General features: G+C 73.8%; 21 protein-coding genes. 14 read left to right on the top strand and 7 right to left on the bottom strand.

What is annotated here, in order from left to right; genetic code table 11:
• Positions 1-2: 2 nt before the first annotated feature.
• Positions 3-284, bottom strand: coding sequence for a hypothetical protein (locus GA0070216_RS09570; RefSeq protein ID WP_245722382.1), 282 nt, complete (start codon positions 282-284; stop codon positions 3-5).
• A 123-nt stretch (positions 285-407) separates the two neighbouring features.
• Here GA0070216_RS09570 and GA0070216_RS09565 point away from each other — a divergent pair, with 123 nt between their 5' ends.
• The 6 genes from GA0070216_RS09565 (at position 408) to GA0070216_RS09535 (ending at position 5,660) form a co-directional block, all read left to right on the top strand.
• Positions 408-1,328 (top strand): proline dehydrogenase family protein, encoded by a 921-nt coding sequence (locus GA0070216_RS09565; protein ID WP_091242366.1) that lies wholly within the window; start codon positions 408-410, stop codon positions 1,326-1,328.
• A gap of 118 nt (positions 1,329-1,446) precedes the next feature.
• Positions 1,447-2,757 carry a hypothetical protein gene (locus tag GA0070216_RS09555; protein WP_141723030.1) on the top strand — a complete coding sequence of 437 codons (1,311 nt, stop codon included), beginning with the start codon at positions 1,447-1,449 and terminating at the stop codon, positions 2,755-2,757.
• A gap of 186 nt (positions 2,758-2,943) precedes the next feature.
• On the top strand, positions 2,944-3,156 hold the full coding sequence (locus GA0070216_RS09550; RefSeq protein WP_091242358.1) for a helix-turn-helix domain-containing protein: 213 nt from the start codon (positions 2,944-2,946) through the stop codon (positions 3,154-3,156).
• A 207-nt stretch (positions 3,157-3,363) separates the two neighbouring features.
• Positions 3,364-3,465 (top strand): 30S ribosomal protein bS22, encoded by a 102-nt coding sequence (locus GA0070216_RS09545; protein ID WP_007465623.1) that lies wholly within the window; start codon positions 3,364-3,366, stop codon positions 3,463-3,465.
• 120 nt (positions 3,466-3,585) lie between these two features.
• Positions 3,586-4,659, top strand: coding sequence for an NAD-dependent epimerase/dehydratase family protein (locus GA0070216_RS09540; RefSeq protein WP_091242355.1), 1,074 nt, complete (start codon positions 3,586-3,588; stop codon positions 4,657-4,659).
• 143 nt (positions 4,660-4,802) lie between these two features.
• Positions 4,803-5,660 (top strand): lysophospholipid acyltransferase family protein, encoded by an 858-nt coding sequence (locus tag GA0070216_RS09535; protein ID WP_425413144.1) that lies wholly within the window; start codon positions 4,803-4,805, stop codon positions 5,658-5,660.
• A 119-nt stretch (positions 5,661-5,779) separates the two neighbouring features.
• Here the strand turns inward: GA0070216_RS09535 and GA0070216_RS09530 are convergent, their stop codons facing one another.
• The 3 genes from GA0070216_RS09530 to GA0070216_RS09520 form a co-directional block, all read right to left on the bottom strand.
• Positions 5,780-6,652 (bottom strand): HAD family hydrolase, encoded by an 873-nt coding sequence (locus GA0070216_RS09530; RefSeq protein WP_091242352.1) that lies wholly within the window; start codon positions 6,650-6,652, stop codon positions 5,780-5,782.
• 109 nt (positions 6,653-6,761) lie between these two features.
• Positions 6,762-7,625, bottom strand: coding sequence for a DUF5667 domain-containing protein (locus GA0070216_RS09525; RefSeq protein WP_091242350.1), 864 nt, complete (start codon positions 7,623-7,625; stop codon positions 6,762-6,764).
• 230 nt (positions 7,626-7,855) lie between these two features.
• Entirely contained in the window at positions 7,856-8,683 is an 828-nt protein-coding gene (locus tag GA0070216_RS09520) for an ECF subfamily RNA polymerase sigma factor, BldN family (protein WP_425413143.1), read from the bottom strand.
• 941 nt (positions 8,684-9,624) lie between these two features.
• Here GA0070216_RS09520 and GA0070216_RS09515 point away from each other — a divergent pair.
• The 7 genes from GA0070216_RS09515 to GA0070216_RS09485 all read left to right on the top strand — a co-directional run bounded on the left by GA0070216_RS09515 (position 9,625) and on the right by GA0070216_RS09485 (position 17,349).
• Positions 9,625-9,879: a glutaredoxin family protein gene (locus GA0070216_RS09515; RefSeq protein WP_091242727.1), complete on the top strand. Its 255-nt coding sequence runs from the start codon at positions 9,625-9,627 to the stop codon at positions 9,877-9,879.
• 294 nt (positions 9,880-10,173) lie between these two features.
• The gene (locus tag GA0070216_RS09510; protein WP_091242345.1) at positions 10,174-10,944 is read left to right on the top strand and encodes a redox-sensing transcriptional repressor Rex; all 771 of its coding nucleotides are present in this window, start codon (positions 10,174-10,176) and stop codon (positions 10,942-10,944) included.
• The gene (locus GA0070216_RS09505; protein WP_091242343.1) at positions 10,941-12,332 is read left to right on the top strand and encodes a glutamyl-tRNA reductase; all 1,392 of its coding nucleotides are present in this window, start codon (positions 10,941-10,943) and stop codon (positions 12,330-12,332) included. The genes GA0070216_RS09510 and GA0070216_RS09505 overlap by 4 nt, the downstream gene beginning before the upstream one ends.
• Positions 12,329-13,297, top strand: coding sequence for a hydroxymethylbilane synthase (hemC, locus tag GA0070216_RS09500; RefSeq protein WP_091242340.1), 969 nt, complete (start codon positions 12,329-12,331; stop codon positions 13,295-13,297). Before GA0070216_RS09505 ends, hemC begins: the two co-directional genes overlap by 4 nt.
• Positions 13,294-14,874 carry a bifunctional uroporphyrinogen-III C-methyltransferase/uroporphyrinogen-III synthase gene (locus tag GA0070216_RS09495; RefSeq protein ID WP_091242337.1) on the top strand — a complete coding sequence of 527 codons (1,581 nt, stop codon included), beginning with the start codon at positions 13,294-13,296 and terminating at the stop codon, positions 14,872-14,874. Before hemC ends, GA0070216_RS09495 begins: the two co-directional genes overlap by 4 nt.
• 19 nt (positions 14,875-14,893) lie before the next feature.
• Positions 14,894-15,877 carry a porphobilinogen synthase gene (hemB, locus tag GA0070216_RS09490; RefSeq protein ID WP_091242334.1) on the top strand — a complete coding sequence of 328 codons (984 nt, stop codon included), beginning with the start codon at positions 14,894-14,896 and terminating at the stop codon, positions 15,875-15,877.
• A gap of 755 nt (positions 15,878-16,632) precedes the next feature.
• On the top strand, positions 16,633-17,349 hold the full coding sequence (locus tag GA0070216_RS09485; RefSeq protein WP_091242724.1) for a helix-turn-helix transcriptional regulator: 717 nt from the start codon (positions 16,633-16,635) through the stop codon (positions 17,347-17,349).
• A 56-nt stretch (positions 17,350-17,405) separates the two neighbouring features.
• Here GA0070216_RS09485 and GA0070216_RS09480 read toward each other — a convergent pair whose 3' ends face one another.
• From GA0070216_RS09480 to GA0070216_RS09470, 3 genes are all read right to left on the bottom strand, one after another.
• Positions 17,406-20,678, bottom strand: a complete 3,273-nt coding sequence (locus GA0070216_RS09480; RefSeq protein WP_091242331.1) for a lamin tail domain-containing protein — start codon at positions 20,676-20,678, stop codon at positions 17,406-17,408.
• A 187-nt stretch (positions 20,679-20,865) separates the two neighbouring features.
• Positions 20,866-21,882, bottom strand: coding sequence for a GNAT family N-acetyltransferase (locus GA0070216_RS09475; RefSeq protein ID WP_091242327.1), 1,017 nt, complete (start codon positions 21,880-21,882; stop codon positions 20,866-20,868).
• 72 nt (positions 21,883-21,954) lie between these two features.
• Positions 21,955-23,259 (bottom strand): lytic transglycosylase domain-containing protein, encoded by a 1,305-nt coding sequence (locus tag GA0070216_RS09470; protein WP_091242324.1) that lies wholly within the window; start codon positions 23,257-23,259, stop codon positions 21,955-21,957.
• A 56-nt stretch (positions 23,260-23,315) separates the two neighbouring features.
• Here GA0070216_RS09470 and GA0070216_RS09465 point away from each other — a divergent pair, with 56 nt between their 5' ends.
• Positions 23,316-23,543 (top strand): FmdB family zinc ribbon protein, encoded by a 228-nt coding sequence (locus tag GA0070216_RS09465; protein ID WP_091242321.1) that lies wholly within the window; start codon positions 23,316-23,318, stop codon positions 23,541-23,543.
• The last annotated feature ends 188 nt before the right edge of the window (positions 23,544-23,731 follow it).

Raw genomic sequence — 23,731 nt, 5'->3', positions numbered from 1 at the left:
CGTCAGCCGCCGCAGGAGGCGAGATGGGTGCCGAAGCCGCCGCGGTCCGGCAGCGCGCCGGCCACCGGGTCGGGTGCCGCGGCCCGGGGATCGATGCCGACGGTCGGCACCTGCATGGCGAGTGCCACGGTGTCCCCGCCGCCGACCGGCCCGAGGGCGCAGTCGTCATCGTCGTCGTCGGAGGTGAGGTTGCAGCCGGAGAGGGCCAGCGCCAGCGCGGTGAGCGCGCCGAGCTGCACGGAGGCCGACCGCAGCCGGCGGCGGGGGTGTCGTTCCACGCTCATGGTTGTAACTGATCCACGCCACCGGCGCGCCCCCGGACCGGGGCCCGTGATGCGGTTGGAACCTCCCGGTGCGGTCCGGCCGCCGCCGGGCGCGGTCACACCCCCGGGCGATACGCTCGGCTCATGCTCCGTTCCGTCATTCTTGCCGCCTCCCGGTCATCCCAGGTCGAGCGGCTCGTCGCGACGGCCCCGCTCACCCGGGACGTCGTCCGCCGGTTCGTCGCCGGCACCGGCACCGACGACGCGTTGCGCGCGACCCGCGAACTCGTCGCCGACGGCCTCACGGTCACCCTCGACAATCTCGGCGAGGACACCGTCACCCCCGACCAGGCCACCGCCACCCGGGACGAGTACCTCGCCCTGCTGCGGGGGCTCGCCGCCGCCGGGCTCACCCCGGCCGCCGAGGTGAGCGTGAAACTCTCCGCCCTCGGCCAACGCTTCGACGCGCAGCTGGCGTACGACAACGTGCGGGCGATCTGCGTGGCGGCCGACCAGGCGGGCACCACGGTCACCCTGGACATGGAGGACCACACCACCACCGACTCGACCCTGGACACGCTGCTCAAGCTGCGCAAGGACCACCCGTCGACCGGGGCGGTGCTCCAGGCCTACCTGCGGCGGACCGAGTCGGACTGCCGGGAACTGGCCGGCGTCGGCTCCCGGGTACGGCTGTGCAAGGGCGCGTACGCCGAGCCGGAGTCGGTGGCCTACCAGTCGGCCCGCGAGGTGGACAAGTCGTACGTGCGCTGCCTCAACGTGCTGATGTCCGGGGCCGGCTACCCGATGCTGGCCACCCACGACCCGCGCCTGATCGCCATCGGCGAGGACCGGGCCCGCTGGTTCGACCGGGGGCCGGACGAGTTCGAGTTCCAGATGCTGTACGGCATCCGTCCCGAGGAGCAGGCCCGGCTGGCCGGCGAGGGCTACACGGTGCGCACCTACCTGCCGTACGGGGAGGACTGGTACGGCTACCTGATGCGCCGTCTCGCCGAGCGTCCCGCGAACCTGGTCTTCTTCGGCCGGGCCCTGGCCTCCAAGAAGTGAGCCGCTCGGGGGCGACCCCGGCGCAGTGAACCGACGGGTGCCGGTCGCGCCGGGCCGGGGCGGGTCGCCGCGCGGGTGACTCTGGAGGGATCGCCCCGATTCGTCGTACTCTTCGCCGGTGACCGAGGACGCCCCGCGCCGTCGCCCACGGTGGCCGCGGCGGACGGCGCTCGCGGTGGCCCTGTCCCTGCTCGTCTGCGGTCTGCCGGCGGTGCTGCTGGCCGACGCCGCCGAGCGCGGTGCCGACCGTCCGGCGGCGGCCCGTCCGGCGGCCGGCCGGGCCGACCCGGCGGACCCGGTCGACCAGGCTGGCCAGGCTGCCCCGGCCGGCCGGGCGGCCCGCCTCGGCCGGGACCTCGCGGCCCAGCTCGACCGGCAGGCCGTGGCCCTGCGGCGCGGTGACCGCGCCGGCTTCCTGGCGATCGCCGACCGGCCCGCCCGCCCCGATCTGGCCCGCCGGTACGCGGCCCTGCGGGCGCTGCGGGTGAGGGTGTGGCGGGCCGAGCCGGAGGGGCCGCCCACCGCCGTCGCCGGGCAGCCCGGCCGGTGGCGGCAACCGGTCACCTTCCGCTACTGCCTCGTCGTGCCGGACTGCCGGCCCGACCCGGTGCGGGTCCAGACCCGGTGGCGCGAGTCGGGGGACACCCCCGTCCTGGTCGCCGTCGAGGAGTCCCGGGCGGGGCGGACCGGACCGCGTCCCTGGGAGGTCAGCGAGCTGGTCACCGCCGTCGGCCCCCGGAGCGTGGTGGCCACCACCCCGGCCTACCGGGGTCGGCTGCCGGGGCTGCTGGCCGGGGCCGAGGCGGCGGCGCAGGTCGCCGACCGGTTCGCGGTCGCGGGTCCGCCCCCGGACCGGTACCGGATCTTCTACGCCGGCCGGGCCGAGTGGCGTCGCTGGTACGGCGGCGGCCGACCCCGGTGGACCGCCGGGTACGCGGTGACCGTCGGCGACGGGCGGCACGAGGTGGTGCTCAACGCCGCCGCGCTCACCGCCAGCGGCCCCGACGAGCTGCTCCGGCACGAGCTGGCCCATGCCGCCTCGCTGCCTGCGGCGGGCTGGCGGGGCGGGCCGACCTGGTGGCTGGTGGAGGGGTTGGCCGAGTACGCCGCCACCGACCACGCCCCGGTCGACCGCTACGAGGGGCTGGACCAGGTGCACCGGTTCGTCGCCGCCGGCTGGGACGGTCGGCTCGCCGCCCTCGCCCCGGCCGACGACGCCCCGGCCGACCGGGCGGGTGCCGCCTACGGCATCGGCTACCTGGCCGTCCGGCACCTCGTCGACCGGTACGGCGAGCAGCGCGTCCGGGACTTCTTCCGGGCGGCGCTGTCCGGGGGCCGTGCCGTCGAGGAGGCGTCCGCGCAGGTCTTCGGCGAGCCGTGGCAACCGTTGCACGACGAGTGCGTCGCCTACGTCCGGGCCCGGGCCTGACCGGCGTCCGGGGGGAGGACGCCAGGTCACGACCGGGTGAACGGGGCTCCGGGCACTATCAGTTGTGGGAAGGGATCGCGCAGGTCACAGCCGCCCCGCTACCGTACTGGTAACACGCGCGTTGCCGGCCCGTACGGGAGCTCCGTCGGGTGGCGCGCGCCGGGCATGGGATGGGTCGGGTGAGCCATGGCCGGGTCGCAGTCCTCCGACGGTCGGCTGTCGGACGTCAGGTTCCTCACGGTCGCCGAGGTCGCCGCAGTGATGCGGGTGTCCAAGATGACGGTCTATCGCCTGGTGCACAGCGGTGAACTCACCGCCGTGCGGGTGGGCCGCTCGTTCCGGGTGCCCGAGCACGCCGTGCACGACTATCTGCGCGGGGCGTTCCAGGAGACCGCCTGACCTCGCCGATCGCGACGTAACGGGCATCGACGGGGGCGCGTTGGTCCTGCTGACGCTCTCCGGCTACCCTGGAGCCGATCCTGACCGTGCGCCGGTGTGCCCCGCCGCCACCAGACTGGTCCAGGTCCGTTGTCCGCAGAGCGGCCACCGGCGTCACCATCTCGACGCCGGGAGTCCGCGCCGAACGTTGCATTGAAAGGCTGTCGTATGGGCTCGGTGGTCAAGAAGCGCCGCAAGCGCATGGCTAAGAAGAAGCACCGCAAGCTGCTGCGCAAGACCCGCGTCCAGCGTCGCCGTCTCGGTAAGTGACCGACGCCGGGTCACCACCCGGCGTCCGGCACCACTTGCCAACTGTCGACCCCCGGAGGCTCAGGTGATCAGGCCGCGGACATCCCGGCTCGATCCCACCTGCCGGTCAGGGCGTGCGCGATGACCCCCGGTGGCACCCCAGGTGCTCCGGGGGTCGTCGTCGTCACCGGGGTCGGTCGCTACCTGGGGGCGCACGTCGCCGCCCGGCTCGCCGCCGACCCGCGCATCGAACGGGTGATCGGCGTCGACCCGGCCGCCCCCGGCCCCGAGTTCACCGACCTGCTCGGCCGGGTGGAACGCATCCGGCTGGACCTCGACTCCCTCGGGGGGCTGCTGGCCGACCTCGACGTCGACGCCGTGGTCCACCTGGCCCTGGCCACCGCCCCCGACCCGCAGCAGGGCGGCCGGTCGGGGATGAAGGAACAGAACGTCATCGGCACCATGCAGCTGCTCGCCGCCTGCCAGCGGGCGCCCCGGCTGCGCAAGCTGGTGGTCCGCTCGTCGACCGCCGCCTACGGCGCGTCCTTCCGCGACCCGGCGGTCTTCACCGAGGAGACCGAGCCCCGCGAGGTGCCGCGCGGCGGTTTCGGCCGCGACATCCTCGACATCGAGGGGTATGTGCGGGGCTTCCGCCGCCGTCGGCCCGACGTGACCGCGACGGTGCTGCGCTTCGCCCCGTTCATCGGCTCGACCGCCGACACCACGCTCACCCGCTACCTCTCCCAGCCGGTGGTGCCCACCGTCTTCGGCCGCGATCCGCGGCTCCAGTTCGTGCACTTCGACGACGCCCTCGAAGTGCTGCACCGGTCCATCGCCGAGGACCATCCGGGCACGTACAACGTCGCCGGGCCGGGGGTGCTCTCGCTGTCCCAGGCGATCCGCCGGGCCGGCCGGGTAGCCGTGCCGGTGTGGGAGCCGGGGCTGTCCGGGGCCGCCGCGCTCGCCCGTAACCTCGGCTTCGGCCGCTACGGCCTCGACCAGGTCGACCTGATCGTGCACGGCCGGGTGGTCGACACCAGCCGACTGACCCGGGAGTACGGCTTCACCCCGCGCTCCACCGCCGTCGCGTTCGACGACTTCATCCGCGCCCACCACGGTGGTGTCGTGGTCAGCCGGGACCAGCTCGCCGCGGCCGAGCAGTTGGTGCTGGAGAGCATCCGTCAGGTCCGTGCCGCCGTCCGGGAACGTACGTGACCGAGCAGAACGGCCACCGTCGGCTCACCACGGCACCCGTACCCGCCCCGTCGTCCCGGAACGGGGCGCGACCCGATCCGGCTGTCCCCGATCTGGCTGTCGCTGACCGGGTGCGGCCCGCTCCGGCCGTCGCTGGCCCCTCGGTGGCGGACCGGTCCGGTGACCAGTGGGACCGTCGGGTCGCCTCCGGTCTGGCGTTCCTGCGCCGCCGCCTCTCCGGCCAGTACGAGGTGGACGAGTTCGGGTTCGACCCGGAGCTGACCGGGGCGATCTTCCACCCGCTGCTGCGGCTGCTCTACCGCGACTGGTTCCGCACCGAGGTGACCGGCCTGGAGCACGTGCCCACCGACGGGGCCGGCCTGGTGGTCGGCAACCACTCCGGCACGGTGGCCCTGGACGCGCTGATCCTCTCCGCCGCCCTGCACGACCAGCATCCCGCCCGCCGCTACCTGCGGTTGCTCGGCGCGGACCTGGTCTTCCGGATGCCGGTGGTCTCCGAGTTGGCCCGCAAGACCGGCGGCACGGTGGCCTGCAACCTGGACGCCGAGCGACTGCTCGGCAACGGCGAGCTGGTGGGGGTCTTCCCGGAGGGTTTCAAGGGCATCGGCAAGCTCTACTCCGACCGCTACAAGCTGCAACGCTTCGGCCGGGGCGGCTTCGTCTCGGCGGCGCTGCGCACCGGCACCCCGATCGTTCCGGTCGCCATCGTCGGCGGCGAGGAGATCTATCCGATGCTGGCCGACATCAAGCCGCTGGCCCGGCTGCTCAAGCTGCCCTACTTCCCGGTCACGCCGACGTTCCCCCTGCTGGGGCCGCTGGGCATGGTGCCGTTGCCGAGCAAGTGGCTGATCGAGTTCTGCCCGCCGATCCCGACCGCCCACCTGACCGACTCGGCGGACGACCCGCTGGTCGTGTTCAACCTCGCCGACCAGGTCCGCGAGACCATCCAGCAGACCCTGCACCAGCTGCTGGAACGCCGCCCCGACCCGTTCGGCCCCTGACCGCCCCCGGTCGGCACCTGCCCGGGCAGGTGCCGACCCTGAGGTGACCCTGCGCCGACCCTGCGGTGACGCCGGCGGTGTGGCGATCCGGGCCGGGCTGCGGCCCGAGGCGGCCCGGGTCAGGCCGGGCGTCGGCGTCGGTGCAGCACCCGGCCGGCGGAGACCGCGCCGGCCAACAGCCCGAGCGCAGCCGTCGACGGTACGGCGATCCGGGCGGCCCGGCGGCCGGTGCGGAAGTCACGAACCTCCCAGCCCCGTTCCCGGGCGGTCCGCAGCAATGCGCCGTCCGGGTTGACCGCCACGGCCCGGCCCACCGCGTCGAGCATCGGCAGGTCGTTGCGGGAGTCGCTGTAGGCGGCGCAGCGGGCCAGGTCCAGTCCTTCGACCGTGGCGAGCTGGGTGACCGCGTCGGCCTTGGCCGGCCCGTGCATCAGCTCACCCACCAGCCGACCGGTGTAGGCGCCGTCGACCACCTCGGCGACCGTGCCGATCGCGCCGGTCAGACCGAGCCGGGCGGCGATCACCCGGCCGATCTCCACCGGCGCGGCGCTGACCAACCAGACCCGCTGGCCGGCGTCGAGGTGGTGCTGGGCGAGCCGACGGGTGCCGGCCCAGATCCTCGGTGCCATCAACTCGTCGAAGATCTCCTCGGCCAGCCGTTCGACGTCACCGACCCGCCAGCCCTGGACGAACGCGAGGGCGGCCTGTCTGGCCTGCGACATGTCGCCGGCGTGCTCGGTGGCCAGCAACCGGAACCGGGCCTGCTGCCAGGCGAACCGGGCCAGGTCACCGGTGGTGAAGTGGCGGCGGGCGGCGAGCCCACGGGCGAACCAGTAGATCGATGCGCCCTGCATCATGGTGTTGTCGATGTCGAAGAACGCGGCGGCGCGGGAGTCCGCCGGTGCGGGCCCGGGCGCCGGCGTCGCGTCCGCCCAGCCGGCGGTGTGCCCGTGGACGTCGGTGCTGACAGTGACCTTTCGGGTGCTGGCCATCGCACCTCCTCCCGCGCCGACGAGTCGGCCTCCGTCGACGAGCCTAGTCGGGCCCGGGCACCGGCCGGCCGGTCCACGCAGGAACTGTGGCGTGCGGCTCCGCCGCCGCTCAGCGGCCGATCGGGCAGCCGGCCGGGATGGGGCCGAGGGCGTCGCTGCCGACCGGGGTGGGCAGCGTGCAGGCGATCGCGGCGCGCAGCGCGTCGGAGCGCTTGCGGATCGCGTCAAGCAGGGCGAGGGACTGCCGGGTGCGTTCCCGCTCGGCGGAGCCGGCCCCGTCGAGCAGGCCAGCTACCGCCCGGCGCTGCCCGCTGACGAAGGTGTTCACCGCGTCCAGCGCCGCCGGATCGGTGTGCTGCGCGGCCCCGGTGGTGAGCAGCCGTACGCCCTGCCGGGTGTCGGCGTCCATGTCGTCGAGCACCGCGCTGAATCCGGTCGCGTCGTCGCGGAGCGTGGCTGCCTCGTCGAGCCGGGTCCGGGCGAAGTCGAGGAAGAGTTGCCCCCGGCCGAGGTCCGAGTCGGCCAGGGCGAGCTGGGCCCGTTCGGTGGAGCGCTTCATGCCGTAGAGGGCGTCGCCCGGTACCGCGTTCTCGCTGGCGGCGGAGATGCCGGAGACGGCGACCGCCCCGGCCGCGATGCCGACCAGGATGGCGCCCCGGGCCCGGGCCCGGCGGGCGGTCGCCCCACCCAGCAGCGAACTCCGGCCGGTGGCCTGCGGCGCGGAGTCGACAACCGGGTCGGCGGCGTGCTCCCGTTCGGCGGCGGCCACCAGCATGGCCCGCAGGCCGGCGCGGAACTCGACGTCCACCTGGACGTCGGGTCGTTCGGCGACGAGTCGCTGCCCGACCGCCACGAGCCTGGTGAGCTGGTCGTCGGCGCGGGACCTGACGTGATGGCGTCGACCGCCGTTGGCCTCGTCGAGAAGCTGGGCGAAGCGTACGGCCCGACGACGGGAGAAAAGGTCGCTGTCCACCGCAGGCACCCCCTATCGCTGGTCACGGCCGGTCGGCCGCGGTGGTTCCCAGCGACCGGCGGCGGCGTGCACCGTCGTACCAGGGTCATGGTCGGCGGCGCTGCTCCGGATCGGGACGGATCCGGGGGCGCCGGGACAACCACCGGCCGCACCCGGAGAAACGCTCCGTGCCGGGCACCGGTTACGGGGCGGCCGGTAGCGAAATCACGAAGAGTGATCGTTACCGCAGGTCAGGGCTGGAAACCGTCCGGTAGCAGACGGGCCAACGCGCGGACCGCGCGGTACTGCAACGCCTTGATCGCTCCCTCGTTCTTGCCCATCGCCCGGGCCGTCTCCGCCACCGAGAGGCCCTGGAGGAAGCGGAGCACGATGCACTCCTGCTGTTCCGGGTTGAGCCGGGTGACGGCGGTGAGCAGGGCGACGTTGGTGATGTGTTCGACCACCGCCGCCTCGGGGCTGCCCTCCGGCCCGCGGTCCTCCCGGTCCGCGTCGAGCACGTCGCCGGTGGTCACCTCCAGCCGGTAGCGGCCGGACTTGAAGTGGTCGGCGACCAGGTTGCGGGCGATGGTGACCAGCCAGGCGCCCAGGTCACGGCCCTGCCAGGTGAAGCTGCCGATCCGCTTGAGGGCGCGCAGGAAGGTGTCCGAGGTGAGGTCCTCCGCCAGTTGGCGGTTACCGACCCGGAAGTAGACGAACCGGAAGACCGTGTCCAGGTACCGGTCGTAGATCAGCCCGAACGCCTCGGACTCGCCGGCCTGCGCCCGCTCGACCAGCGTCCAGACCTCGGTGGCCGGGTCGGACGGGTCGGGCCGGCTCGGAAAGCCGGTCGGCGGGCTGCCGGCGGGCGTCGCCGCGGTGCCGGGCGGGGCGGCGGCCGGGGCCGTCGGCAGCACGGTGGGGTCGGTCGTGACGGCCGGGATCAGGGCGGTGTCGTCGGCCGGGACCGCCGGGATGACGGCGGTGTCGTCGGCCGGGACCACCGGGATCACGGCGGTCTCCCCGGCGGCCGGATCGGCGACGGCGGGGGGGTCGCCGACCCGTCGGCTCTGCGTCGGCATGGTGGGTGGCCGGGCGGGTGAGGTCACCCGGCCGGCCGGGGTGGCGTTGCCGCCGGGTGCGGCGGGCCGGGGCGCGGCCTCGTTGTGGTGCGGACGCTGGTGTACCCGGCGGGACGCCGCCTCGGGGCGGGCCGGGTCCAACCGTTCGTTGACCGAGGCCCGGGGCACCGGCCCGGTCAGTCCGGTGGGACGATCCTGGTAGCCGAAGGCGGTCATCGGGCCTCCCGGGGGCGCGACACGGCCGGGCTCGGGCGGCGGCGAGCAGCCGCCGCGCCGGGTCTGTCCCTGCCGGACAGGGCCGTGTGGTGGGGTGCCGACGCGCGGCAGATCCCCTTGAGGTGCTGGTCCAATGCGCGCACAGGCACGGGGGCCTCCTCGGGCTGAGGGGTGTCGACTCACGGCAAATGGGGTGAGCCGACCCGAGTGATGATAGGGCCAACGTCACCCGCGTGTGCCAAGTCCGTTACACAGGGCCAAAGTATTTGCCCGGCCCGCAGACCGGTGGCGGACCGGTTGTCCGTCGTGGTCGGTTGACTTTCACGTCACGACTTGTTTCGGGATGGAAATTCCAGGTCAGCGCGGGGGTGGCCGGTCGGTGGCGGAGTGGCCCAGATCTCCGGCGGCCAGCGTCACCCGGCCCGTCCGGCGGCGGTCTGGACGCGGACCGACCGCCCTGGTCGAGCGGTCCGGTTGACGCTGCGTGACCGTACGGTGTGTGCGCCTGGCCGGGCGGCCGACGGCGTGTCAGACTCAGCCACCGCGCGGCGACGGGCGGACGACCGGCTCCGCCGTCCAGGGTGTGCCGCCCCCGGGGGCGGGTGAGACTGGGCGGGCCTGCCCGGCGCGTGTCGTCGGGCGTCCGGCACCCGGTGCGCCGTGGTCTGTCCACCGCGCGCATCCCAGTCGCGGCCGAGCCCGGCCGCCCGTACCCGGAGGTCCCGATGTCCACTGCCGCCCGGCTCGCTCTGATCACCCGGCCCGGTTGTCACCTGTGCGAGGACGCCAAGGCCGCGCTGGAGCGGGTGGTGGCGGTCACCGGCGACAGCTGGGTGGAGAAGGACGTCACCGGCGACGTCGAGTTGGAGCGCGAGTACGGCGACCGGCTGCCGGTGGTGCTGCTCGACGGCAAGGAGCACGGCTACTGGCGGGTGGAGGAGGAGCGGTTGCTGCGCGACCTGACCACTCCCCAGCTCTAGGGTGGCGAGGATCACGGTGGGTCAGCAACCGCGCGCGATTGGTGAGGGAAGTCGCGATTGCGTCATAATCGCGCGGCGGCAGCACTGACCTGCCGGATCGATCTTGCGGGATGGGGGGAGCTGGTGGAGGGGCGCCGCGATTCAGCAAGATCGCGATTTGTGCACGTCTTCACAAGCGCCTACTCTGTAGTTTCGACGCGCCCTGCTAGCACGGCCGGCTCACCCGGCCACCGGCGGGGGTCCCCCAACGGGCGGGCACCGGAGCCGGCCGAGGATCGCACCGCACGGAGTCTCATGAGTCAGCACCGTCACCCTGGCGCGCCCGACCGCGCCGGTGCCGTACCGGCGCTCCCGGACCTCCCGGAGGCGACCGTCGCGCGGCTCCCCGAGTATCTCCGCGCCCTGCACAACCTCGCCGACGCCGGGCACGAGACGGTCTCCAGCGAGGGCCTGGCCGGGGCGGCCGGGGTCAACTCGGCCAAGCTCCGCAAGGATCTCTCCCACCTCGGCTCGTACGGCACCCGGGGGGTCGGCTACGACCTCGCCCTGCTGATCGACCAGATCGAGTTCGTGCTCGGGCTCACCCAGCGACGGGCCGTCGCCCTGGTCGGGGTGGGTAATCTCGGTCACGCCCTGGCCGGCTACGACGGCTTCGCCGGCCGGGGTTTCCGGATCGCGGCCCTGTTCGACGCCGACGCGTCCCGGGTCGGCGAGATGATCAACGGATTGGTCGTCCGGCACGTCGACGAGCTGCCCCGGGTCGCCGCCGAGGAGGCCATCTCGATCGGCGTGATCGCCACTCCCGCCCCGGCCGCCCAGGCGGTGGCCGAGCAACTGGTCGCCGTCGGCGTCACGAGCATCCTCAACTTCGCGCCGTGCGTACTCTCGGTGCCGGACGGGGTCGACGTGCGCAAGGTCGACCTCGCCATCGAGCTTCAGATCCTGTCCTTCCACGAGCACCGCAAGGCGTCGCTGACCGCGCTGCCCGCCGCCGGCGGCTCCGCCCTCACCGCCCTGCCCGGCGGGCTCGCGACCCCCGACACCCAGGAGGCGATCGGCACGTGAAGCTGCTCGTCGTCGGCGCGTCCTACCGCACCGCTCCCGTGGCCACCCTGGAGCAGTTGGCGGTAGCCCCCGCCGACCTCACCCGAACCCTGGACCGCCTGGTCGCCCAGCCGTACGTCGCCGAGGCCGTGCTCGTCTCCACCTGCAACCGGGTGGAGGTGTACGCCGCCGTGTCCGGTTTCCACGGCGGCCTCGGCGACATCTGCGCCGTCCTCGCCGAGCAGGCCGGCGCCCCGCCCGCCGTGTTCGCCAACCACCTCTACGTGCACTACGACTCGGCCGCCGTCGACCACGTCTTCCGGGTCGCCGCCGGGCTGGACTCCATGGTGGTCGGCGAGGCGCAGATCCTCGGCCAGCTCCGGGACGCCTACCACTGGGCCTCCGGCGCGGACACCGCCGGGCGGCTGCTGCACGAGCTGATGCAGCAGGCGCTGCGGGTCGGCAAGCGGGCCCACGCCGAGACCAACATCGACCGGGCCGGGCAGAGTGTCGTCACCGCCGCCCTGGACCTCACCGCCGAACTTCTCGACGGCGACCTCGCCGGCCGGCCGGCCCTGGTGGTCGGCGCGGGCGCGATGGGCGCGCTGAGCGTGGCGACGCTGTCCCGCCGGGACGCCGGCCCGCTCACCGTGACCAACCGGGGCATCGACCGGGCCGTCCGGCTGGCCGAGTCGTACGGCGCGAACGCCGTTCCGATCGCCGGACTCGTCCCCGCGCTCTCCACAGTGGACATCGTAGTGGCCGCCACCGCGGCCACCGAACCGGTCCTCACCGTCGACGTGGTGACCGGTGCGCTCGCCCGCCGGGACCCCGACCGGGGGCCACTGGTCCTGCTCGACCTCGCCGTACCCCGTGATGTGGCACCCGAGGTGGCCGGGCTGCCCGGCGTCGAGGTGATCGACATCGACCGGATGGCCGCACTGCTCGCCGACGGCCCGGCCGCCGCCGACGCCGCCGAGGTCGGCCGGATCGTGGCCGCCGAGGTCGAGGCGTTCCTGAGCTGGCTGCGCGGGGCCGACGTGGCGCCCACCGTCGCCGCCCTGCGCGGACGCGCCGACGACGTGGTCACCGCCGAGCTGCGTCGACTCACCCAGCGTCGCCCGGACTTCAGCGACGAGCAGCGCGCCGAGGTCGCCCGGACCGTGCACCGGGTGGTGCAGCGGCTGCTGCACCAGCCCACCGTCAAGGTCCGCCAGCTCGCCGCCGAGCCGGGCGGCGACCAGTACGCCGCGCTGCTGCGTGAACTGTTCGACCTGCAGGTGCCGCAGACCTCGCCGGTCGACTCGGTGCCCGACGTGGTCGAGACCGTCGACGGCCGTGGTTCGTTCGAGGTCGCCGACGTGCCGCCGACCGATACCGACCAGCCGCCCACCGGAGGTGAGCGATGAGTACCCCCCTGCGCCTCGGCACCCGGGGCAGCGCCCTGGCGATGGCCCAGTCCGGCCACGTCGCCGAGGCGATCACCGCGGCGACCGGCCGCGCCGTCGAGCTGGTCGAGGTGGTCACCGTCGGTGACCGTTCGTCCGCGCCGGTGCAGCGGCTCGGCGTCGGCGTCTTCGTCTCGGCGCTGCGCGACGCGTTGACCGCCCGCACCATCGACCTCGCCGTGCACTCCTACAAGGATCTGCCCACCGCCGGGGCGAGCGGGCTGCACATCGCGGCGGTGCCGCCCCGGCAGGACCCGCGTGACGCGCTGGTCGCCACCGGCGGCCGTACCCTCGCGGAGTTGCCGCCCGGGGCCGTGGTCGGCACCGGCGCGCTGCGCCGCATCGCCCAGTTGCACGCCCTCGGCCTGCAATTGGAGGTCGCCCCGATCCGGGGCAACGTCGACACCCGGCTCGGCCGGGTACTCGGCCCGGACGCCGACCTCGACGCGGTCGTCCTGGCCCGGGCCGGGCTGGCCCGGCTGGGCCGGACCGACGTGATCACCGAAACGCTCGACCCGATGCTGATGCTGCCCGCGCCCGCCCAGGGCGCGCTGGCCGTGGAGTGCCGGGCCGACGACTCCGACCTGGTCGAGCTGCTCGCCGTGCTCGACCACGCGCCGTCCCGGGCCGCGGTCATCGCGGAACGGGCGCTGCTGGCCACCCTGGAGGCCGGGTGCTCCGCCCCGGTCGCCGCCTACGCCGAACTCGCCGAAGGCGACGCCGGTGACGAGATTTACCTGCGCGGGGCGGTGATCAGCCCGGACGGTTCCCGAGACATCCGGCTGTCCCGCACCGGAACGCCCGCCGACGCGGCGGAGATCGGCAAGGCACTCGCCGCCGAACTCCTCGAACTCGGCGCCGACTCGATCCTCGGCCACGAAGGAAGCACCGGCCCGGGGACCCAGCAATTTGGGAGCACAGAATGACCCGCACCCGTAAGCCCGTCGGCCGCATCGCGTTCGTCGGCGCCGGTCCCGGTGACCCGGGCCTGCTGACCCGCCGGGCCCACGACGCCCTGATCGACGCCGACCAGGTGGTGTACGACCGGGGAGTCCCCGACTCGTTGCTCGACGTCGTACGCGCCCAGGCCCGGTCAGACGCCCAGTTCAGCCCCGCCGAAGGCGTGCCGGGCGACGTGGCGAAGATGCTCATCAGCGCGGCCCGCTCCGGGCTCAACGCGGTGCACCTGGTCGCCGGGGACCCGTTCGGCCACGATTCGGTGGTCAAGGAGGTGCAGGCGGTCGCGCGTACCGCCGCGCACTTCGAGGTGGTGCCGGGCGTCGGCCAGGCCGAGGGCGTCGCCACCTACGCCGGGGTGCCACTGCCCGGGGTACGCACCGCCGCCGACGTCGAGGACGTCGGCACGCTGGACTTCGACGCGCTCGCCGCCGCCGTCGGCCGGGGGTCGCTGGCCCTGGCAGTCGACGCCGGTGACCTGGCCGCCGTGCGGGACGGCCTGCTGGCCGCCGGGGTGGACGGCACCACCGGGGTCGGGGTGACCGGTGACGGCACCGGCGAGACGCAGTACACCACCACGTCGAGCGTGGACTCGTTCGTCGCGGCGGCGCTCGGATTCACCGGCCGGGTGGTGCTCACCGTCGGCGAGGGCGTCGGCCAGCGGGACCGGCTGAGCTGGTGGGAGAACCGCCCGCTGTACGGCTGGAAGGTGCTGGTCCCCCGGACCAAGGAGCAGGCCGGGGCGATGAGCGCCCGGCTGCGCGCGTACGGAGCGATCCCGTGCGAGGTGCCGACGATCGCGGTCGAGCCGCCGCGTACCCCGGCCCAGATGGAGCGGGCGGTCAAGGGGCTGGTCGACGGCCGGTACGCCTGGGTGATCTTCACCTCGGTGAACGCGGTCCGGGCCGTCTGGGAGAAGTTCGCCGAGCACGGACTGGACGCCCGGCACTTCGGCGGCGTCAAGATCGCCTGTATCGGTGAGGCCACCGCCGACGCGGTGCGCGCCTTCGGCATCCAGCCGGAGCTGGTGCCCGCCGGGGAACAGTCCTCCGAAGGGCTGCTGGCCGAGTTCTCCCCGCACGACGAGATCCTCGACCCGGTCGGCCGGGTGCTGCTGCCGCGCGCCGACATCGCCACCGAGACGCTCGCCGCCGGGCTCACCGAGCGCGGCTGGGAGGTCGACGACGTGACCGCGTACCGCACGGTCCGGGCCGCTCCGCCGCCCGCCGAGATCCGGGACGCGATCAAGTCGGGCGGGTTCGACGCGGTGCTCTTCACGTCCTCCTCCACGGTGCGCAACCTCGTCGGTATCGCCGGGAAGCCGCACGCGCGTACCGTTGTTGCCGTCATCGGGCCCAAGACGGCGGAGACCGCGACGGAGTTCGGCCTGCGGGTCGACGTGCAGCCGCCGCACGCCTCGGTGCCCGACCTGGTCGAGGCGCTCGCCGCCTACGCCGTCGAACTGCGCGAGAAGCTCGCCGCCATGCCGGCGAAGCAGCGTCGGGGTTCGAAGGTGCAGGGGCCGACCGCGCTCAGGTTCCGCTAGTCGTACTGGGAGGCCCCTCATGCCGTACCCCGAGATCCGGCCCCGCCGGCTGCGCCGTAACGCGGCCGTGCGGCGGCTGGTCTCCGAGACCCGCGTCGACCCGGCCGAGCTGGTCGTGCCGATGTTCGTCAAGGAGGGGCTGACCGGGCCACGGGCCATCGCGTCGCTCCCGGGGGTGCTCCAGCACTCCCGGGACTCGCTGCGCAAGGCGGCCGTGGAGGCGGTCCAGGCCGGGGTCGGCGGGATCATGCTGTTCGGGGTGCCCGAGCGACGGGACCCGACCGGTTCCGGCGGCATCGACCCGAACGGCATCCTGAACGTCGCGATCCGTGACGTGGTGGCCGAGGTCGGCGACGCCACCGTGGTGATGAGTGACCTGTGTCTGGACGAGTTCACCTCGCACGGGCACTGCGGGCTGCTCACCCCCGACGGCGGGGTGGACAACGACGCGACCCTGACCGCGTACGCCGAGATGGCGGTGACCCAGGCGGACGCCGGGGTCGGCGTGGTCGGCCCGTCCGGGATGATGGACGGCCAGGTGGGCGTGGTCCGCCGGGCCCTCGACGCCGCCGGTCACGCCGACGTGGCGGTGCTGGCGTACGCGGCGAAGTACGCCTCCGCCTTCTACGGCCCGTTCCGCGACGCGGTCGAGTCGGCGCTCGACGGCGACCGGCGCACCTACCAGCAGGACCCGGCGAACCTGCGGGAGTCGCTGCGCGAGGTCGCGCTGGACGTGGCCGAGGGCGCCGACCTGGTGATGGTGAAGCCGGCCCTGCCCTACCTCGACGTGGTGGCCGCGGTCCGGGCCGCCGTGGACGTCCCGGTCGCCGCCTACCAGGTCTCCGGCGAGTACGCGATGGTCGAGGCGGCTGCCGCGAACGGCTGGATCGACCGCGAGCGGGTGATGCTGGAGACGCTCACCTCGATCCGGCGGGCCGGTGCGCAGGTCATCCTCACCTACTGGGCGGTCGAGGCTGCTGCTCTGCTGCGCCAGCGCTACTGACCCGGACGCGCGCTGCCCGACCTTGGGCCCGCAGCCCGTCCTGAGCGCTGTCACCGGCCCTCGTTCGCGCCACCCGCCCGGGTCGCCACCGTCATCCGTCACCATCGTCCGCCGCCGCTGACGGCCGGCTGCCACCGGTCGGGCTGCCACCGGTCGGGCTGACCCTCGACCGTGTCGTCCGCCGTCCGGTTCCGGCACAGGGTGGGCTGGCCCTTGACCGCCTGCCCGGTTCCGGCACGGGGCGGCTGCCCCCTTACCGCCTCGCCCGCCTGCCGGTTCCGGCACGGGATGGTTGCCTCCACCGCCTCGTCTGCCTGCCCCGTTCCGGCAGGGGTGGCTGGCCCTCGTCGGCGTCGCCCGTCCGGTTTCGACACGGCTTCGGTCACTCTCCGCACTTTATTGCCCGACCATCCCTACCCTCTCTCGCACGCTTTGCTCTGCTGCCCTCCGCGCGACGCTTGCTCTGGGTGTCCGTCGCTGATGGGGCAGCAGAGCAAAGCGCCGGCATTGGGGTGGGGCCGGGCCGACGATGGAGTCTTGTTTTCACAGGTGAGGCGGATATTGCGGATCTTGATGGTGTCGGCGAGGCTGAATTCCCGATTACGCCCAGTAACCGAGGTGATCTGAGCGGAACAGTCACTCGTTGTAGTCGAGGTGGCTGGTCGTGGGGGAGGGTTTTCCACAGGGGGCGGCGTTGTCCACAGGTGACGAGGGCGGGGTTGCCGCGGTGCCCGGCCGAGCGCGACGGTGGCGACATGACCGACTCCGTCCCGCCGCACGGACCCGCCGCCCACCCCACCCCGGCTGCTCATGCGACCCCGGCCGCCTATGCCACCCCGGCCGCTGATGCCGCCCCGGACGTCGGTTCTGTTCCGGCTTCCGGGGCCATTCCGGCGGCTGCCTGCGGCCCGGCCTCTGTGCGTGCGGCGTCCGGGGACGCGCCGGGTCGTGCGAGGGAAGAGAGGCGATGGGAGGACGAGCCGCCCACCTTCCTCAGCAAGCCGTACGACCTGCCCTGGCCGGCGGCCGGCATCGTGCGGGCGGTCCGTCGTCGCGCGGACGCCAGTCAACGGGAACTGGCCCGTTGGGCGGGGGTGCACCACGGCACGGTGGGCCGGATCGAGGCGGGTGCGCTCACGCCGAGCATCGCCCTGCTGCGCCGGATCATCGCGGCGGCCGGTTTCCGGCTGGCCGTGGTCGACGAGTTCGGCCGGGTGCTCACCCCGATGCGGGACCGCGACGACGCACGCGACGGTGCGGAGCGCCGCTACCCCTCGCACCTGGACACGATTCTCGACCCGGAACCCGGTGAGTGGTGGGCGGACGTCTACGGGCTGGCCCGGCCGCCGGAGACGTTCTACCGCAACCGGGCCGTCCGGGACGCGATGCGCCGCCGGAGCCAGTGGGAGGTGCGGGTGGCGAAGTACCGCAACGTGCCACCACCGCCCCGGGTGGTGGGCCCGCAATGGTGACGGCCCGCCGGCCCGGCGGGAAGCCGGACCGACGGGCCGTCGGAGGTACGGGATCGTCAGTCGTCGTCGGTGATGGTGCCGGTCGCCAGCAGGTCGGCGAACCGCAGCTGCAACGGACCGGCGACAGCGAACGCGATCTTCTCGTCCGCCTCCCGCTTCCGGTCACCGCGCACGGTCACCGGGAACGCCAGGGAGGTCTGCCCGGCGGGCAGGGTCCGGCAGCCGACGTACGGGTCGAAGTCCAACACGACGGTCGCGGTCAGTCCCACCGTGGCGGCGCAGAGCGTCGTCGGCTGGGACAGCGGGCGGGACACGGTGACCTGGAACATCATCGTGCTGGTGCCCCGGTCGCCCTCCACCACGGACGTGTCGGCAACCCGCAGCGACGGCTGGCTGCGGAACCGGGCCACCTGCGGGTCGTGGTCACTGGCCCCACGGGTGCCGTCCCCGGTGAACTCGGCCGGCCAGTCCGCGTTGACGTGCGCCGCCCGGATCTGCACCAGGTCGTCGTGCAGCGCGTCGTTGACGAACAGGTTGTCCAGCGTCTGCGCCGACCCCTGGAAGCTGTACGAGTACGCCGCCGACGGCACGTCGGCCACCAGGTCGTCCCAGAGGTTGTGCAGGCCGGCCCGGTAGAGCGGCCCGAGCTGGTCCGACGGGGTCGGGTTGGCGCCGGTCGCGATCGGGTCGTCCGGGCGGGGGAAGACGTTCAGGTCCCCGCCGTACACCACCCGGGCGTTCGGGTCGGCCGCCTCGATCGCGGTGACGATCGCGGCTCCGTACCCGGCCTGCTCGGTGCGCTGCCCGACCCGGGTGTCCGGCCCCGACGAGTAGTGGTTGCTCAGCGCGTACAGCAGGGAGGACTCCGACCCGCCGGGGGTCGCCCGCACCACGAACTTGCCCAGCTGCGGGGCCCGGGTGAAGACGTTGTTGCCGTCCTTGCCGGTCGAGGTGTCGGTGTCGGCCGGCAGCACCGCGTTGAGCGCCTTCGGGTTCTGCACGTCCGCGTTGGACGCCAGCCCCGCCGACCGGTACTGCACGGTGGGAGCGGAACCCAGCAGCGGGTCGGTGGCGGTCGCCCCGGCCAGCGACAACCGGTCCGTGCGGTAGAGGAACGCCGAGGTGATGCCCCGGGCGTCCGCGCCGGTGCGGTCGTACGCCGCCAGGTAGGCGGGACCACCGGCGGCCCGGATCGCCAGCGCCAGATCCTGGAGGGTGTCCGGGGCACCATCGGCGTTGTCGGTGGTGCCGCAGACCAGGCTGCCCCCGGAGACCGCGCAGATGTCCTGGTCCTCGGCCTCCTGCACCAGGATCAGATCCGGGGCGTGCAGGTCGGTGCGGATCTGGGCGGCCAACTCGGTCAGGTGCTCCCGGTAGTCGGCCTCGCCCGCCGGCACGTAGTCGAACGGCGGGGACACCCCCGGGCAGCCCGGGTTGCCGGTGAAGTCGCAACCGTCGAACGGGTCGTCGCGGAAGTCGTACAGGTTCTCCACGTTGTAGGTCGCCACCGCGACCTCCCGGGAGCGGTCCGCGGGGCGGGGCGGGTTGTTCTTCGCCGGGTCGACCCCGGCGGTCAGGGCGAGCGACTCCGGCTGCACGCTGAACTTGCTGAAGCCGTACGACACCGCGCCGAACGCGTCGGCGGTCAGGGTGTCGAAGGTGCGGGCCGGCGGGAGGAGCGCCGTCGAGTCACCGGCGGTGGCCTTCACGCCGCCGCCGCCGAGCAGGATGCGCTGCCCGTTGCCGTTGTCGAAGAGTTGCCCCGGCACGTCGTCCAGCGGGTGGGTGTCCCGGAACACCCGGCGGGCGTACGGGTCGGCCCGCTTCAACAGCGGATCCGCGCGGTCCACCACCCACACCTCGGAGTCGGCGGTGGAGCCGAACACGTCCCGGGGACCGGTGACGCCGGAGCCGCTGCGGACCCGCAGGCGGGCCCCCTCGTGCCGCTCCCAGAACCGGTCCGCCGCCGCAGCGTCGGCCGGCGGGACCGCGTCGTCCACCGTCACGGCGGTGTTCACGTCCAGCCCGGTGTCGAGCCGGCGGACCAGCGAGGCGCCGGAGAGCTGGGTCTGGTCGAAGTACTCCGACACCCGGCCGCGCAGCAGCACCTCGTCGCCGACGGTCGGCGCGTAGCCGCCGATCAGCGTGGTGAACGCGCCCATGAAGACGAAGACGCCGTCCGAGCTGAGCGGGTCCCCGTCCTCGGTGCCGGTACGGCTCTGCAGGTAGAAGCCGTACTGGTCGGCGCCGGCCGAGGTGCGGGTCAGCGACTTCTGGGTGATCACGCCGCGCACGTCGTACAGCAGCGGGCTGGTGCCGGTGCCGGTGGGCGGGGCGAGCGGCGACCGGTCGGTGCGCGGGTTCTCGTCGTCGCCGGTCGGGCCCTGCACCTGGCCCACCGACAGCACCCCGTTGGCCTGCACGGTGAGCAGGCAGGTGGCGGTGCCGCCGTCGGCGTCCGTCGCGGTCACGGTGACCGCGTACGTGCCGCCGGGCAGGCCGGTGGCGGTCACCGTCGCGGTCGCCGTGCCACCCGTCGCGGTCGCCGGGGTGAACGCGGTACGGCTGATCGAGCCGCTCGCCGGGGCCGGGCTGACCGAGGTGACCGCCAGGTCGACGATCGTGTCGTCCGGGTCGGTGCCGGTCACCTCCCGGCTGCCGGTCGCGCCGGCCTCGATGGTCAACGCGCCGCCGCAGGTCAGCACGGCCGGCTGATCCACCGGGCCGCCGCCGTCGCGCGTGTGCGCGCCCAGCCCGTCGAAGGTGTCGGTGGCGAACCCGGCCCACTGGGCGGCCGGGTCGAACGCGTCCGACGGGTCGGTGTCCCCGGCGGAGATCGACGGCAGCCGGCGCAGCGTGTTGTCGGCGGTGCTGGTCAGCCCGCTGCCCCACTCGGTTCCCGGGTCGACGCCCACCTGCCCGATCGCGTCGAGCACGGTCCCACCCCGGCGCAGCACGATCGCGTCGTCGCCGTTGAACAGGCTCGCGCCGGTGGTCTGGTCGGCCTGGGCGAGGATCGCCGGGCCGGCCGAGGCGGCGGCGAAGACGAAGACGTCCCCGGCGGCGACGGTGCCCGTGAGGGCGATGGTGGTGGCCGTGGTGGCCCCGTTGAAATAGAGCTGGAGCTGGTAGCCGCCGGCGGTCAGGTCGACCGGTGCGCCGGTCCCGTTGTACAGCTCGATCGCCTTGTTGTTCGACGATCCTTCGACGTACTCGGAGATGAACAGGTCGGTGGGCGCGGCGGTGGCCGCGGTGGGAGCGACGCCGAGCACCGGTACGGCGACGACGGCGACGGTGGCGAGCGCGGCGAATCTGCGGCGCAGGCGCATGGGGCCTCCACGATGGGTGGACGGGAACCAACGCACGTTAAGGTGCGCCGCTGTCCGCCGTCCATCCCTGCGGCGGCGATGTGGTGAATTCGCGACAGTGCCGCCCGGTGCCGCCCAGCACCCGCCCGGTGCGGCCGCCCGCCGGCTGTCGCCCGCTGCTGCGGGGTGCCGTGCCGCCGGTCGCTGCTCAGCGCTGGGCGTCGAACCGGTGTACCAGCTCGGCGACGTCCACGCTGTATTCGCACCAGTCCCGGTCGGTCTGGTAGCCCAGCTCGGCGTTCACCTTGAGCATCGCCTCGTTGGCCTGGGCGTTCCAGGTCTGCACCTCGGCCAGCTCCGGCTCGGCGGAACGCAGCTCCAGCAGCATCCGCGCCTTGATCGCCCGGTCGATGCCGTATCCCTGGTGGTCGCGCACCACGATGGTGTCGTACTGGTCGGCGCGGGTGGGGTGCTGGACCGGCACCACCACCTCGGTCAGGCCGGCCACCGTGCCCGTCCGCTGCTGGAGGGCGAGCACGATGTACGGCTTCATGCCCCGGCGGTGCAGGGTGTCGAGGCTGTCCCGCAGCCGCTGCGGGTCGTACGAGCTGGGGCGCAGTTCGCCGTCGTCGACATCGCGCACCTCGGCCTTCGCCCGCGCGTACGCCTCGATCAGGTCGTCGGACGGCCCGCCCGGGTAGAACTCCAGGTGGTAGCCCGGGTCGACGCCGGCAGCCATCTCGGTGAGCGCCGTCCAGTCGACCGTGGCCAGTTCGAGCACGCTGCGGGTCTCGACGTACTCCAGGGCGAAGCCCAGCGACGAGTAGAAGCCGATCGCCGGGGTGTCCCCGACGACCTCCACCCCGATCGACTGGAAGCCCTCCTGGTAGACCCGACGGGCGGCGGTCAGCACCAGCTCCCGGCCCAGCCCGTTGCGGCGCACCGCCGGGTGCACCAGCACCTCCAGCACGCCGATGTCACCGAGCAGCAGCACGTGCACGTGCCCGAGGATCTGCCCGGGACCGCCCCCGGCCGGTGGATCGGCCTCCGCCACCCAGGAGATGCGTCGTTCGCCGGGCATCACCTCGGAGAGGTACTCCCGCAGGGAATCCTCCCGCCACGGCGGGTCCTGCGGGAGATCGGCGGCGAGGACCGCGTTCAGCGTGTCCAGCACGGAGCCGATCTCGGCGGACGACGCGGTTCGGGGATCCCACTCGCGCACCATCACGCGTCTAGCTTGCCGTCAACGGCTTCTCGGGGGAAGTGTCCGGTCCGGCAATGTATGCGAACGATCACCTCACGTACGGCTTGCGCGTCCGTATTCGTGGGCCTTGTCGAAGACGTCCTGCGCGTACCGGCGTACATCGTTGTAGGAGAGGATGGCCCCCCACCAGTCGCCGGGGACGGTCATGTTCCGGCCGCCCTGGCACAGGTAGTTGCCGGCGGCGAGCGCGGTGTCGTCCAGGTCGTGCGGGTCCTTGCGGCCGTCGTTGTCGGCGTCCGCGCCGACCTGCTCCCAGGTGGTGGGGATGAACTGCATCGGCCCGATCGCCCGGTCGTAGACGGTGTCCCGGTCGAACAGCCCGCCGTCGGTGTCCCGGATCAGGGACCGTCCGCCCTTGCCGTCGAGCGGATCGCCGATGATCTCCGGTACGGCCCGGCCGTCGGGCCCGAGCGTCGCGCCGTTGGCCTGCCCGTGCCGGGACTCGACGTAGCCGATGGCGGCGAGCGTCGTCCAGCTCAGCTGGCAGCTCCGGTTCGTCTGGGCGAGCACCAGTTCGGCGTAGCCGTACGCCTGCATGGCGATCGGGGAGATGCCCACCTTGGTGCCGGTGACCCGGGCCCAGTCGCCCAGCGCGTCGGCGGGGCGACCGGCGGCGGTGGGGGCGATCGGCCCGGTCGGTGCGACCCCGCCCGGCGGCAGTCCGGGGACGCTCCCGCCCGGGAGCAGCGGAACCCCGGTGGTCGCGGTGACCGGCGGGAACCCGGGGCCGGTGGTGGCGGTGTCGTCCACCGCTACCGGTCGGGGTGCCCGGACCGCGTTCGGCACCACCACCGCGCCGACGGCGGCGGTCGCCGCGACCAGTGCGAACAGGAACAGGGCGGGCAGGGTCAGCCGGCCGCTCGGACGACGGGACCAGGCCCGGGTGGCCCGGGTCGCGGCTCCCACCGCCTGCCGGGGTGGCGGCAGCCGGACGGCGTGCGCGAACGGAATCCTCCGCCGCCGACCCGCCACCGTGTCGGCCTTCGTGGTGGGCTCCGCACCGCCGTCCGCGTCGGCCTTCGCAGTCGGCCCGGCCTTCTCTCCCGCATCCGTCTTCGGCGCAGGCCCGGCATCGTCGTCGGGGCCGGTCGTCGTGGTCGGCTCCGCCCCGGGCGTCGCCGGGTCCGGTCGGACCTCGGAGGCCGGGGGACGACCTGCGGCGGAGTCCACCGTCGAGGCGACGGTGGCCGGGTCGGCCGGGTCGGCCGGCGGGCTGGCGGGGTCACGGCGGGGTCGGCGGGGCCGGGGGATCCAGCCGCGACGCGGAGCGGGGGGCACATCCTCGGGTGGGGTCGCTGCGCGCAGGGCTCGTACCGTCGAATCTTCGCCGCTCACCACTGTTTGAGTATCACCCATGTCGGCCAGGGAGTCAGGTCCGGTCGTAGGGTGGGGGCATGCCCCGGTACGAGTTCCGCTGCCGCGCCTGCGGCGACACCTTCGAGGTCAGTCGACCGATGGTCGAGGCCGGTGCGCCGGCCGGTTGCCCTCAGGGCCACGCCGACACGGTCAAGCTCCTCTCCACCGTGGCGGTCACCGGCCGTGGTGGCGGCTCCGCGACCGGTGGCGCCCCGGCGGGTCCCGCCTCCGGGGGCGGTTGTTGCGGTGGTGGCTGCGGCTGCTGACCGGGCGGGCTGTCGACCAGGCGGGCTGCTGACCCGGCCGGCTGTCGACCGGGCCGGACGCGGCCCGATGTAACGGTGCGGCGCGATGATGCGCCGAGATCATTGGCCCCTTGGGTCCGATATCGCCCAACCGTTCTCACGATGCGTGACCGGTTGACCATAGGGCAGCATGAACCCGACGTCAGGGG

It is taken from the genome of Micromonospora matsumotoense, from assembly GCF_900091525.1.
In the GTDB taxonomy this organism is placed as follows: Bacteria; Actinomycetota; Actinomycetes; order Mycobacteriales; family Micromonosporaceae; genus Micromonospora; species Micromonospora matsumotoensis.
The sequence above is the reverse complement of the archived record's forward strand: the minus strand, read 5'-3'. Positions and strand labels throughout refer to the sequence as shown.

Excerpts from the sequence above, each read along its gene's own strand:
- GA0070216_RS09570 (WP_245722382.1), bottom strand. The coding sequence starts at position 284 with ATGAGCGTGGAACGACACCCCCGCCGCCGGCTGCGGTCGGCCTCCGTG.
- GA0070216_RS09565 (WP_091242366.1), top strand. The coding sequence starts at position 408 with ATGCTCCGTTCCGTCATTCTTGCCGCCTCCCGGTCATCCCAGGTCGAG.
- GA0070216_RS09550 (WP_091242358.1), top strand. The coding sequence starts at position 2,944 with ATGGCCGGGTCGCAGTCCTCCGACGGTCGGCTGTCGGACGTCAGGTTC.
- GA0070216_RS09545 (WP_007465623.1), top strand. The coding sequence starts at position 3,364 with ATGGGCTCGGTGGTCAAGAAGCGCCGCAAGCGCATGGCTAAGAAGAAG.
- GA0070216_RS09540 (WP_091242355.1), top strand. The coding sequence starts at position 3,586 with ATGACCCCCGGTGGCACCCCAGGTGCTCCGGGGGTCGTCGTCGTCACC.
- GA0070216_RS09530 (WP_091242352.1), bottom strand. The coding sequence starts at position 6,652 with ATGGCCAGCACCCGAAAGGTCACTGTCAGCACCGACGTCCACGGGCAC.
- GA0070216_RS09520 (WP_425413143.1), bottom strand. The coding sequence starts at position 8,683 with ATGCCGACGCAGAGCCGACGGGTCGGCGACCCCCCCGCCGTCGCCGAT.
- GA0070216_RS09515 (WP_091242727.1), top strand. The coding sequence starts at position 9,625 with ATGTCCACTGCCGCCCGGCTCGCTCTGATCACCCGGCCCGGTTGTCAC.
- GA0070216_RS09510 (WP_091242345.1), top strand. The coding sequence starts at position 10,174 with ATGAGTCAGCACCGTCACCCTGGCGCGCCCGACCGCGCCGGTGCCGTA.
- hemC (WP_091242340.1), top strand. The coding sequence starts at position 12,329 with ATGAGTACCCCCCTGCGCCTCGGCACCCGGGGCAGCGCCCTGGCGATG.
- GA0070216_RS09495 (WP_091242337.1), top strand. The coding sequence starts at position 13,294 with ATGACCCGCACCCGTAAGCCCGTCGGCCGCATCGCGTTCGTCGGCGCC.
- hemB (WP_091242334.1), top strand. The coding sequence starts at position 14,894 with ATGCCGTACCCCGAGATCCGGCCCCGCCGGCTGCGCCGTAACGCGGCC.
- GA0070216_RS09485 (WP_091242724.1), top strand. The coding sequence starts at position 16,633 with ATGACCGACTCCGTCCCGCCGCACGGACCCGCCGCCCACCCCACCCCG.
- GA0070216_RS09480 (WP_091242331.1), bottom strand. The coding sequence starts at position 20,678 with ATGCGCCTGCGCCGCAGATTCGCCGCGCTCGCCACCGTCGCCGTCGTC.
- GA0070216_RS09475 (WP_091242327.1), bottom strand. The coding sequence starts at position 21,882 with ATGGTGCGCGAGTGGGATCCCCGAACCGCGTCGTCCGCCGAGATCGGC.
- GA0070216_RS09465 (WP_091242321.1), top strand. The coding sequence starts at position 23,316 with ATGCCCCGGTACGAGTTCCGCTGCCGCGCCTGCGGCGACACCTTCGAG.